This window comes from Acinetobacter sp. 5862 (assembly GCF_024494585.1).
In the GTDB taxonomy this organism is placed as follows: Bacteria; Pseudomonadota; Gammaproteobacteria; order Pseudomonadales; family Moraxellaceae; genus Acinetobacter.
This window is the reverse complement of sequence record NZ_JANHGP010000055.1, coordinates 49,919-62,572: the sequence shown is the minus strand read 5'-3', so window position 1 is coordinate 62,572 and position 12,654 is coordinate 49,919. Positions and strand designations below refer to the sequence as shown.

The 12,654-nt window shown below is 35.3% G+C and carries 9 protein-coding genes, 1 tRNA gene and 2 pseudogenes; 7 read left to right on the top strand and 5 right to left on the bottom strand.

The window, feature by feature from the left end; translation table 11 throughout:
- Window positions 1-5: 5 nt before the first annotated feature.
- The 4 genes from greB to gmtY are packed head-to-tail and all read right to left on the bottom strand — an operon-like array spanning window position 6 to window position 5,152.
- On the bottom strand, window positions 6-479 hold the full coding sequence (gene greB / locus NO346_RS10895; RefSeq protein WP_256415172.1) for a transcription elongation factor GreB: 474 nt from the start codon (window positions 477-479) through the stop codon (window positions 6-8).
- Window positions 476-1,087 carry a gamma-mobile-trio protein GmtX gene (gene gmtX, locus NO346_RS10890; RefSeq protein WP_005084418.1) on the bottom strand — a complete coding sequence of 204 codons (612 nt, stop codon included), beginning with the start codon at window positions 1,085-1,087 and terminating at the stop codon, window positions 476-478. The genes greB and gmtX overlap by 4 nt, the downstream gene beginning before the upstream one ends.
- Entirely contained in the window at window positions 1,077-3,845 is a 2,769-nt protein-coding gene (locus tag NO346_RS10885; RefSeq protein ID WP_256415171.1) for a VPA1269 family protein, read from the bottom strand. The genes gmtX and NO346_RS10885 overlap by 11 nt, the downstream gene beginning before the upstream one ends.
- On the bottom strand, window positions 3,842-5,152 hold the full coding sequence (gene gmtY, locus NO346_RS10880; protein ID WP_004660863.1) for a gamma-mobile-trio recombinase GmtY: 1,311 nt from the start codon (window positions 5,150-5,152) through the stop codon (window positions 3,842-3,844). The genes NO346_RS10885 and gmtY overlap by 4 nt, the downstream gene beginning before the upstream one ends.
- A gap of 108 nt (window positions 5,153-5,260) precedes the next feature.
- Here gmtY and NO346_RS10875 point away from each other — a divergent pair.
- The 6 genes and pseudogenes from NO346_RS10875 to NO346_RS10850 form a co-directional block, all read left to right on the top strand.
- Window positions 5,261-5,608 (top strand): annotated as a pseudogene (locus NO346_RS10875) (GreA/GreB family elongation factor); the annotation flags it as partial.
- A gap of 96 nt (window positions 5,609-5,704) precedes the next feature.
- Window positions 5,705-5,794 (top strand) — tRNA-Ser (locus NO346_RS10870).
- Between the two features lie 1,336 nt (window positions 5,795-7,130).
- Complete coding sequence (locus NO346_RS10865) at window positions 7,131-7,343, top strand: TIGR03643 family protein (protein WP_046738190.1); 213 nt, start codon at window positions 7,131-7,133, stop codon at window positions 7,341-7,343.
- Between the two features lie 97 nt (window positions 7,344-7,440).
- On the top strand, window positions 7,441-8,214 hold the full coding sequence (nudC, locus tag NO346_RS10860) for an NAD(+) diphosphatase (protein ID WP_256415170.1): 774 nt from the start codon (window positions 7,441-7,443) through the stop codon (window positions 8,212-8,214).
- Window positions 8,215-8,536: 322 nt separating this feature from the next.
- Complete coding sequence (locus NO346_RS10855; RefSeq protein ID WP_250748186.1) at window positions 8,537-9,046, top strand: cytochrome b; 510 nt, start codon at window positions 8,537-8,539, stop codon at window positions 9,044-9,046.
- Between the two features lie 19 nt (window positions 9,047-9,065).
- A complete protein-coding gene (locus tag NO346_RS10850) occupies window positions 9,066-9,950 on the top strand; it encodes a cation diffusion facilitator family transporter (protein WP_256415169.1) in 885 nt (294 codons plus the stop codon).
- 65 nt (window positions 9,951-10,015) lie between these two features.
- Here the strand turns inward: NO346_RS10850 and dsbD are convergent, their stop codons facing one another.
- Window positions 10,016-11,923: a protein-disulfide reductase DsbD gene (gene dsbD, locus NO346_RS10845; RefSeq protein ID WP_256415168.1), complete on the bottom strand. Its 1,908-nt coding sequence runs from the start codon at window positions 11,921-11,923 to the stop codon at window positions 10,016-10,018.
- 168 nt (window positions 11,924-12,091) lie between these two features.
- Between dsbD and NO346_RS10840 the strand changes: the two are divergent.
- Window positions 12,092-12,640: pseudogene (locus tag NO346_RS10840) on the top strand (TlpA family protein disulfide reductase).
- Window positions 12,641-12,654: the final 14 nt, after the last annotated feature.

Below are 12,654 nucleotides of genomic sequence, written 5' to 3'. Positions count from 1 at the left end.
TTGTATTAGCTTGTATAAGTAATTTTTAGAATATACCAAGTTCTTTTTCCTGTAGGCGTATGTACTTGAATCTCATCATCTACAGACTTACCTAAACAAGCCTTTGCTATAGGTGACTGGAGAGAAATATAGTCTTTGCGACCATAAATTTCTTCATCACCAACTATACGAAATTTGATGGTTTCACCTACATCATTTTCTAATTCAACCCAAGCACCAAAATAAGCCTTTCCATCTTGTTCAGGGCTATATTCAACTTTATGTGCCACCTCAAAAAGCTTGGTTAAGTATCTAATTCTACGATCAATTTCACGTAACTTTCTTTTATTATAGATGTAATCAGCGTTTTCCGATCGATCGCCTAGACTGGCTGCCCAAGACACAATTTTAGTAATTTCAGGACGTTCTTTACGAACTAAATCATTTAACTCATCTTGTAAACGTTGATAACCTTCAACCGTTAATAATTTACGATTCAAGACAAATACTCCAAAGCCTTGCGTAAGGCATCCAATGTTGACACTTTAAAAACAGGCTTATTTGACTCATCTACAAGCTCACCATAATGTGTAGGCTTTAAATTCCATTTTTTTTGGAAATCTGTAGACAATAAATATTGTAATGCCCGTACTTCTTGATCAGAAAGCTTAAAAGATTCATCGGGTATCATATTCTTATGATCATAAATATCAATCCTTTGTTTAGGTGGAATGATTTCACGGATCATTTGTTGAGCTTCCTTTAACTCAGATGCCATAATACGGACAAGCAACTGATGTTTGGGGTTTTGAATTTCTTCAATCCACGCATTGTCTGTTTGAGATGGTTTAGACAATTTAGGTTTCTGTGATGAAGCATCTGCAAAACATTGAATCAATGCTCTATATTTCTCACCTGTCTTATTCCTGATGCTTTGCGCTTTAGGAACACCTCTGTTAAATCCTAAATTAGCAATCGTACTTACAGAAAAATCCTGAATTCCACGTTCCTGTTGCTCCATACATACTTCATAGATTGCATCGAGTGACTGTTGGATTTTAAGTGATGATCCATGTTTTAACTTATGTAATAACTCTTCAGGATTCACGACTTACCTCAATTAAATTTGGTGAATTATGTAGAATGAGTTCAATCTCTGATTTTGAAATTTGTTCAGTTTCAGAAAGTTCTATTAGTTTAAGCTTTCCATCTATAACACTTTGCACTTTATCCCAAGATTTGAGACGACTCATCAATAACTTGAAAATTTGATTGCCTGCTGAAAGTTGCTGTTCTTTAGATAACATGAATAAAGCGGGCATAATTTCATTAAACATTGCCATTTTATCAATGAGCTGAGTTCTTGGATAAATAGCTTGATCTGCATTACAAGATTTATAAATGGCTGCATTTTCACAGACTTCTTGTAATTGTTGATAATGGCTCACTTCTTCCATTTCTAATATCAATTCAGCATTAGGGGCTGTAATTAAGGAAAGTTTTTCATCGCTCTCTATAAGGGGATTGTTGTTGATGAGCTTGTGGCATTTCGTAATATGACTATAAGCCGATTGGATATCGCATAAAAGCATATCCAATTTTTTAGCGGCTGTTTCATATTCAGATTCGAAATTTCGAAGTTCAGTCTCAAGCTTGGATCTGTTTGCTGTGCCTTCAAATTTTTCTTTCTTCAAATTGGCTATATATTCTTCTTTTTCAATATTATCAATATCTTGATTAATCTGATTGATTTTAATTTGTAGTTTCGAACATATTTCAGATTGATCATTGGATTGGAGTAAGATCTCATTTGTAATTGCCAATAAACCACCAATAAAGGCAGGCCCAGTTATAAAATGTCTACAACGGATACAATTCTGAGTTCCTAAATAACCTTGGGGTGTAGGGGTATAGAATGAACTACTTTTTATTAACTCACCACCATCCTCACATCTTGAAGCTGCAAAAGGGCAAATACCGTAATCTCTAAAAATAAAATTACCTGCAGGAACCTCATTAGATAAAGCTTGCAGTAACTCCAAATTATTACCAATTAATTGGTTTTTAACACTTTCAATTTTATTTTGCTCAATTGTCCTTTGAATTGATTCAACTTCAGATTTTAAGGCTATTTTTTCACCTTCTTCTAATCGAGTTCTAATATCATGATTGGAAATTTTGCAATAATAAATCGACATGATCACGGAGCTATGGCCAACGATCTTCATCACGATTTCAATAGGCATACCCATTTCAAGAACATAGGCTGTAATGAGGCTAACACGCATGCTATGAGGTGTATATTTAGACTTATATGCACCTAAAATTGCTCTATTTCCTTCAAGTGTAGCTAAGCAAAGATTTGAGGGCTGTATATTATAAAGAGCAGCCGCTAATCTTGGGGTTAAAGCATTTCCGACATTTGCTGGTTCAAAATCATTAAAGCGCCTAAAAAGAAAACAATTCAATCCTTTGGCTTTTCTTTGTACCTCATTTAAATTTGTTCTTTGGCAATTAATCCAAGCACTGGGGTATGAGATAGAATTATATTTTTGTTGCCATTTCCTTAGCCTAATAAGCCAATATGCTAAGTCTTCGGGTATCCACGGAATTGTGTAGCCTTGCCCATTGTTATTTGTTTTATTTGTAGTGGTAAACATACCTGTTTGACCATCAGGCATTCTTTTGATGAACGATTGTTCTTTGGTTAATCGTGAAAGTGGGGAATTATTTTTTAGCCAAATGATTTTGTTTTGTTGATCTAAATCAGCAATATATTCATCAGCTTCGCCAGAATCATTATAGGCGATTTGCCGTCCTCTTAAGGGAACTTTGGTAAGTGCATAAGTATGAATCCAATCTATTGGACACCATAAATATGCTTGATTATCAACGATACGATAAACACAATCAGGGTCATATAAGTCTAATTGATCAAAGTTGACTTTTACCCAATCGGCATCAAATTTATGAAGATGCTCTAAATCTTGGAAGCATTTTGCACTTGATGGAATAATCCATTCTTGAGCTTTTTTGACAAAATGATATTGTAAGCATGGTTTTGTCGTTTCAGAACGGATTGAGCTAGATGATATATTCTGTTGGTTGAGTAAAAGGCTGAACGGATTTCTAGCATTATCGACTCGTACTATTTCGCCTGTTTCTTCATCTTCAATCGTTAAATCATTGTCAATAATGTAATCTAAGAATTCATTGACATAAACAACGAGTTTCCTCCTCATAGGTTCAGATTCTATATTTTCAAGAATATCTCGAAAGGGTTTTACATCGAATTTTTCCTGTATAAGAAAAGCATGTGGTGTTTTGCTTTTATCAAATTGTTCAATATAAAGACGAACGAAACGACAAAGCTGAGTTTCTTTAGTACCTCCACCACGAGCTTTAGTCATAAATTCTTTAATTTTTATTGCCCAAGTGACATAGTCAGAAGAAATAAAATCTGGCTTAAATGGTTCTGTTTTACCTAAAAATTTATACCAGTTTTCCCATTCATTTGGATATGCAGTTTGTGGATCAAGTGGAAGACTTAGATCATTTAATTTTAAAATAAAAGCTTTGTACTCTTTCGCATTTTTAAGATTTTTGTTTTCAATCAAATTTTTTAGTTCGACATATGAAATAAAATCAGCTATTTCAAAAAAATCTTTATAGCTAATCCATTCGTCATAAATTCTTTCGGGATGAGCAGGTAGCCCATATTCTCTATATTTCTGTTTATAGAGTACTGAGTTTGTAATACCTTCATTTTTACAAAATTGTTTTAAAGAATCTAAGCTAGGAAAAGTCGAAAACTCTTTATTAAATCGTTTACTTTCAATTCGTCTGATTGCTTGAGGTTTAATCATTTAATCGCTCTCAACTTTTCTTGGACTTCTTCAATTGTTGGTTTGATATAAACAAGACATGATGTTGGGCTTTTATGATGCATAGCTTTTTGAATTTCGACTTGATTTAAACCAGCCTGACGCGCACGAAATCCATATGCATGACGATGACCATGCTCAGTCGTACCAAGAGATTTTTTGCAAATTAGCCCGATACGCTCTACTGCACGTTTATGCAGGCGTTGAAAGTTTTTTATAGTTTCAGGCTGACCTAAATTATTTGTAAATGCAAAAGGATGTGGATTACTTTTCAGCGGCTCTACACGCTGATATTTGAGATAGTTTGCCCAAATTAATAGGAAATCTTTAGCTTTTTCAGGAGGGTTAAATACAACCTCAAAGTAACCTTGTTTAGATGTAAGTAATGGGGACTTCCATCCTGCATATAAACGTTCGGTAAATGGATAGTTATTTCTAGGCTTCAATGATGTTTTGGATAAAAGAAATTCACGTCTATTTTTGAAATGAGGGTCTGGAGCTAGACCTAATTCAGGATGATAAACACGAACAAGAGCTTCTTGAGGACGGTTTGGGTTTAATGTGATATCTGAAGTGTAAATATGAAAAATTTCACTTTTCCTAAGCCCACCGTAATTCATCAACATCGTAATCGCTTGCGATTTATAGTCATATTTACCATTTTTTTCGAACCCTAAGTAAATCAATCTTTCAATTTGATCTTCAGGGAAACGAACTGCATATTCAAAATCAATCAGGTCTTCATTGAACGATCCAACCAAACGAACTTGCTGCTGTGATAAATCTCTTTTAGTTAAATGATTTAGAAAGACATTTGCTTGTTTATGATAATAAGCGCACCAATTTAGACGCTCTTCATAACTTGTGGCTTTGCGAAATGGATTTATACGAATTGTTGAATGTTCATCCTGTGAAGTCAGAAAATCAGTGTAATGGGTAATATGAAATAATAGATTATTGGTATCTCTGACTGTGCGTGGTCGCCAATAAAGATTAAGAGAATCTGTACGGGTTGTTGGGTCAATTGTGCCTGTGATTAATGCCTCGGTGAAAGCTTTCAGTAATTTAGTAGCATTCTCAATTTGTGGAACTGAATTTATATACTTCAATAAAAGTTTAAGTGCATAACAAGATCTTTCTTTCCATGATTCACTTTTTGAATTAAACCAAGCCAAATAGCGCAAATGAGAAATGATGATTCCTTTCTCAGTCAAGAGGCAAGGCAAGACTAAGGTGGTTTGAGTAGAACAATCTTTGTAATTTACATAAATTTTCTTAACGTAAGCCATATACTATTTAGTATGAAGTATGAGGTTTTCTCAATTTAAACTTATCATTATTTGATCTATTGTCAATACAGAATACTAGAAATAGTATGTTTTAAGGTGGGGTTATAATATCAATATAATAAACAATTACTTAGGAAGATAGATCGTCGTGTTCGTTATTTGGGTAAGCGTTTAGAGGAGTTGAAAATTGTTGACTTTGTGCCTGAGCAGGAGGGAAAAGTCTATTTTGGTGCCTGGGTTGAAATCGAGAATGATGATGGTGAACAGAAAACCTTGCGTATCGTGGGGGTGGATGAAATCTACGACCATCATCCTCAGCATATCTCAATTGAATCTCCTATGGCGCGGGCACTGTTAAGTAAACAGGTGGATGATGAGGTGGAAGTCATTACTCCATTAGGAAAAAAAGTGTGGTATATCAACTCAATTTGCTATGAAAAATCTGAAAATGCTTAAATTTTTACTGTTTTGATTTTATTTTGAGCATTTGATTGATTATTTTGAATAAAAGATTTGCCAATTCTAATTTTTATTTATATGATAGCCGCCATTGGAAGCGTGGCAGAGCGGTTTAATGCACCGGTCTTGAAAACCGACGAGGGTGTGAGTCCTCCGTGAGTTCGAATCTCACCGCTTCCGCCAAATATTAAAAAAGCCCTTGTTATTACAAGGGCTTTTTTTATCTGTGGTTTTATCCCTCAATCTATACCTCATCAAACTTTGGATTTAATTACATTTGATAGGAGTCTAGAGGACTACTTGGGAATTTGAAATTGCCAAGTTTGAAATTTCGTTGGTTGACTGGAAACTTGATTTAGTAATTGTTTTCAACTTATAGCAAAGTTGTGGTAAATGATGATTTTATATGCTCTGATTCACAGTAGTAATGATTCAAAGCATAGAGTATATGTTTAAAAAATCCTTTCCATTCCTTGAAATTGATATCAGTACGGTTGTTGCTTTTAGCGAATAGTTCAAAGCGTTTATCAAGCAGATCATCGGCAATGGTGATAAGTTGAATTGAATCCTTTTCGTATCTATCGCGAAATAGACTTAAATCAATATTGAATTAATTTCTGCATTTGGTTTAGCTTAAACAAGAATATTGACGTAACATTGGTCTGTCATTGTTCTTTGAATCCGACTTTGAATACATAAAATTTTATCTAAACCAATGTGATGAATGTGGTAGACAAATTTTTGATATAATCGTTTCGCTGCTTGCTGTAGTAGTTTTATGTTACAGCCTAGGACATTAATCTCACAGTAAATTTTAAAACTAATTCGTGAGACTAGTACTGAATTGTACTGTCTGAATAGCCGACCAAGATGACGAGTGCTTTCTTGGCTTAGTAACCAGTGTCTTTCTTTTTTCTGCTCTAATTTAACCCCATTGCATCCTATATAAAACGTAGATGTCTTATTACTTAATATGATCATTACTGATCAGAGAACTTTCTTGAGTTTGATAAATTCAGTTTGATTTAAGCTAATTCAGTTAACTTAAAAATACGCTAAAGCCGTACAAGTATAGTTACACCTTTCGCCACATTTCCAGATGTAGCTTTTTTTAATCTGGTTAACTTTAATTATCCAATACTGTAAATATTCTGTTCCGTTTACGATGGTTTGTTTAAGTCAAAAAATTTTGATCTCTGAGTAGCCTAAGCAAGGTTACATCCTAAAAAGACTGCTCTCGTATAAAACGAATTATATAAAATTGTAGATCAATCACTTATGTTTTAAGGGAGATTAAATTTCTCCCTTGTTTAGATCATTTCCTTATATTACTTTATCTTAAAAAATCACAAATTTTTCATCTACAACATCTTAATATCATCCAAATATTTAAATTCTGATAACAGATGATTGATAGTCATCTATTGCATGAATTTTTGAGTTTAATTCTAAAAGTAAGGATGATTTAGTGATTCAGACAGCTCAATATCTTGATGGTGATATATCTAGAATTATTGAAATGGCTTGGGAAGACAGAACCCCATTTGAAGCGATCTCTCGTGAATATGGTTTGAATGAATCAGCTGTAATCCGACTTATGCGGCTTCATTTACAAACCAATAGCTTTAAGCTTTGGCGGAAGAGAGTAAGTGGAAGGAAGACAAAACATTTGCAATTGCGTTCGCCTGAAGTGTCTCGTGGTTACTGCTCACGCCAATATAAACATCATTGAATAAGTTCAGTGACAAATTATAAGCTTTCATTCATAACCAATTCTACGGCATAGATTTTATTTATATAGATCAATTGTATATCACTAAGGTAAAGTAATGTCTAATTTATCAATTGCTTATATTTTTCAACAACAGCAGCTTTTAGTGGATCAAGATTTCCAACTTCCTCAAGTCGAAAGATTGCATAATGATCTGGCGTTATCAAGTGATCATAAAGTGATTGCTCGAGATTTATGTGAAAATGAAACGATTCCTGAAGGATTCGATTTTGTACCGATTCGTCAATTAGTACAGTTTTGGAATAAGACGCAATTTGAGCAAGCAAGTCGAGCTGTTCAACTACTTGAATGGCGACGTAATCATCAGTTTTGTGGTCGATGCGGAACTAAAACTACCCAGAGCATTGAGCAGTTTGCGATGGTTTGCTCAAGTTGTGGCTATACACAATATCCAAAAGTTAATCCATGTGTCATTACGATTATTACACGTGGTGATGATGAAATACTACTCGCAAAAAATGCACGAAATAAAACGCAAATGTATAGTTTGATCGCGGGTTTTGTTGAGGTAGGGGAAACATTAGAAGATGCTGTTCGACGTGAGACACTTGAGGAAGTAGGTCTACACATTAAAAATATAAAATATTTGGCAAGTCAGCCTTGGCCATTTCCAAGCAATTTGATGGTTGCATTTAAAGCAGATTATCACGCGGGTCAAATTGAATTACAGCAAGATGAGATTAGTGATGCGCAGTTTTTTAAATTTGATCAACTTCCAGAAATCCCATTTAAAGGCAGCATTGCCTATGCCATGATTATGCATATCATTCATGGTACAGCAGTCGCCGATGATACGAGTGAATGGTTGTAATTTTGTATTGATTCACTTAATAGCATTATTTGGGCGGATTAAGCCAATTTTATAATTCACAGATACCTAAGTATTTTATGCTAAATTTTTGCATAAAATACTTTCCGATTAAACATGGAAATAATTAGAATTGTATTTTCTCATGAATTTATAATGAATGAAATTGAGAATGATTGCTTTTATTTAGTATTAAATGATATTTATTTTTAGTTTTTGATATTTAAAATTTTTTTAAAAAATTAATTTAAATTTAAGATCACTTTTATAATGTAATAGAATATTTTTATATATTTTGAAATATGAATTTTAATGTCGGGGTGGTATGAAAAATAAATATCCTTTTCCTGTAATGACAGTGCATTGGTTAACGTTTCTTCTTGTCGTACTTGCTTATATCACTGGTGGAGATCCAACAGTGCATCTAAAAAGTGGGGAACTGCATGTTTTTGCTGGAGTCTCAGTATTTCTGTTATTTTTTATCAGAATTATAATGATTTCTATTTATAAAAAAGATCTCCCACACAATAAGTCTATGAGTAAATATCAGAAAACATTATTTTTAATGGTGAAACATACACTTTATTCATTGTTATTTTTAATTCCTGTTTTGGGTTGGTTTACTTTATCTGGATTAACCGAAAGTTATCAGTTGTTTGGAGTCAATTTACCTTTAATAAGTAATTCATGGGACGTAGAAATAATTGGTGAAACTCATGAATTTCTTGGAAATTTTTTCATGGTGCTTATAGGTTTACATGCATTAGCTGCCTTAATTCATCATTATGTATTTAAAGATAATGTTTTGAAAAGTATGCTTTATTTTAAAAAATGAACCAAGAGCTTAAAAGATTATGATTGAATCAAATATTGATCTTGAGTCGAGAGCAAAAGCTGCTTCCAAATCAACGTGGATAAGTGTTGTTGTTAATATCTTTTTGTCGATTGGACAGATATTGATTGGTATTTTTTCAAAATCACAAGGTCTAGTTGCAGATGGTATTCATACTTTAAGTGATTTAGTTGCGGATTTTATTGTATTGGTGGCGAACCGTCATAGCCAAAAAGCACCTGATGATGTACATCCATATGGTTATCTTCGTTTTGAAAATGCAGCATCTTTTATACTTGGTCTGATCTTATTCATTGTTGGTATCGGCATGTTATGGACAGCTACGCATAAGATACTGCATCCTGAACAGATTCCCAAAGTTCACAGTATGGCGCTTTGGGTTGCGATAACAGCCTTGATATGCAAAGAACTTTTGTTCCGTTATATGCTCGCTATTGCCAAAAAAGTAAAATCAAGTTTATTGATTGCAAATGCTTGGCATGCACGTTCAGATGCAGCATCTTCTTTTGTTGTTGCCTTAGGGATTTTAGGTAATCTCGCAGGATATCCAATTCTTGACCCAATCGCAGCCTTAATTGTCGGTTTAATGATTGCCAAAATGGGGTTTGAGTTTAGCTGGACGGGCTTACATGATTTGATGGACAAGTCGGCGAACGAAGATGAAATAGCCGCGATCAAAGCAACTTTGTTGAAGAAAGACGGGATACTAGGTCTGCATCAACTCAGAACACGTAAAATGGGTGACATGATTATTGTCGATGTTCATTTGGAAGTCAGTGGCGAACAAAGTGTCAAAGAAGGACATAGAATTGCAGTAGAGGCGAGAAATGAAGTCCTTAAAAATCATAATGTCATAGATGTTGTCACTCATATTGATCCAATATAGTGAGGCATTGAAAATGCAAAGGCATCTAGAATAACTGATATTCAAGATGCCTAGATTTGGATGATTTATTTAAGATGTGCAATCAGTTTATCTGCTTCAATTTCCCCTTGAACGCGTAAACTTTTTAATTCATTACCATTATTGTCGATAAAAATGAGTGCAGGTGGGCCATACAAATGCATGGCTTGTAGCCATTCTTTTTGTACTTGAGTGCTTTCGCTCATATCAAAACGAATTCTTTTATATTTCGAAAATGCTTCAATCACACGGCTATCGCGAAACGTTGAACGTTCCATGACTTGGCAAGCAGCGCACCAATCGGCAGATACATCGATTACAACAGTCTGTTTATTTTGTTTGGCTTGATCTAATAAGGCTTGTAAAGCTTGCGGTTGGCTCACTGTTTCAAAGACTACATTCGCTGGTTTAGTGGTATCGGGTGATACCGCCGTATGGCTTAAAGCAGCAAGTGGGTGTAATGGATCATCTTGGCCTGTTGCAGCACCGATCCATAAAAATAGCGCCAATACGCTAAGCCCAAGACCAAATGCTTTGACTAAGCGATCTTTATGGTTTTTTGCTTGTTCAAAAGCACCTAACCAAACCCCATAGCCTCCAAGTAAGGCACCCCACATCCATAGCGTTACACTTCCTGTCCAAACGCGAGATAGTAACCAAATTGCGACAGCGATTAATCCAACACCAAAAATACTCTTGATTTGCTCCATCCAGCTTCCAGAGCGTGGCAATAATTTAGCACTTGTGGTACCTAGGACAATTAATGGAATTCCCATACCTAGTCCTAAACTAAATAATCCCATTCCACCAAGTAAAGCATCACCAGTGGCACTGATATAGACCAATACACCCGCTAAAGGCGCAGAAACACAGGGCGAAACAACAAGTGCTGAAAGTGCGCCCATCAGTGCAACCGAACCAATGCGCCCACCTTTTTGTTGTTGAGAAAATCGATCTAATTTGTTTTGAACAAAATGCGGGAGTTGTAGGGTGTATACACCAAACATACCGAAAGCCAAAACAATAAATAAAATAGCAAAGCTGATAAGTACCGCTGGTGATTGTAGCCATAATTGAAGATTTGCTTTCGCACCGAAATACCCCATGAGTGTTCCCATGATGGCATAACACACCGCCATACCCAGTACATAAGCAAGGGACAGTTTAAAACCTCTCCATCCTGTTAATCGCTCACTTTTTTCACCCGCAATCAAACCTGAAAGAATCGGCATCATCGGAAATACACAAGGTGTAAATGCAAGACCTGCACCTAAGACTAAAAGTGTTAATAAAATAAGTGGCACACTCGCATGATTTAAAAATGCAGCAAGACTAGAGGCATTATTCAGATCGTAATTTTCATCTTTATTTTTTACAGGACTTATGGTTTCTAGTGTGGTGTTGAGCTTTTTAATACTAGTTGCAGAAACCAATTTTAATCCTTTGGGATGAATGGTGAGTACTTCATCTACAGGTGGAAAGCATAAGCCACTATCAGCACAACCTTGGTAACGCAATTTGATTTGGACTGTTTCTGGTTGGCTACTACCTAAATGGGTAATACCAACTTTCATTGTTGCAGCATCATGAAATACAGCCACACGTCCAAAATTAGGATCTTGTTTCCATACCATATGACCAGCAAGTTCGCTTGTATCTATCGTCACATCTTTTGGTGTGAAGACTTCTACATGAATTCGATCTCGATACAAACTGTAATTGGGTGCAATCGTCCATTTCAAATTTAGTGCAGCTTGATTTTGATCTGGTTGTACTTTTAATGAAAATGCTTGTTCTACAGGCAAAAAGCTATCTTGAGTTGTATCCACAACTTTCGAGAAATCAGGTGTAGCTGCATTCACGCTTTGCAGTGATAAAAAACCTAAAATTAAAACAATAAAAATATGCAGTGTAGATCTATAAACATCTTGAATCGGATTGAAGAACGGTCTCATCCAGACATCCCCTAATTTCATTTATACGGACGTACATTTTTTGATGGATGAAGCGTACTGAAGTTAATCACAACTTGCCTTAACACTTGCTTAAGCCATTGCTGGATTGTCTTAAGCAAGTGTTAATGTTTGACCGATTGCATTTCATTAGTCTATGAGCTGAGGAAAATGTGGAGTCAGTCGATGGCTTGGGAAAAACAAACGTTAGCAAAAATAAAATGGCGAATTGCAGTTTTAGCATTACTGAGTTGTGGTGGTGCTTTGAGTGTCAGCACAATTCAGGCAGCAGAACCGTCAGCAGTTTCTGCGAACAATAAAATGTTGCCAGCGAGCGATATTAATTGGTCGAAATATGCAGGGAAAGTGGTTGTGATTGACTTCTGGGCCAGTTGGTGTGGCCCTTGTCGAGAATCTTTTCCGTGGATGAAACAAATGTAAGCCAAGTATGGAAAAGATGGATTGGTCTTCATCGGAATCAATGTAGACAAAGATCCTGCATTAGCGCTCAAGTTTATTCAGCAATATCAGCCTAATTTTGAAATTAGATCAGACCAACAAGGAAAGTTAGCCAGCCAATTTAAGGTACCAGGAATGCCTTCCACATTCATTCTTGGCCGCGATGGTCAGCCAGCAGCAAAACATCAAGGTTTCTTCAAGGCCAAAGAAGCCGAGTATGAGGCTGAGATTGTGCGCTTACTCTCCAAAAAAAATACTTAGAGCAGAGGTGAAAT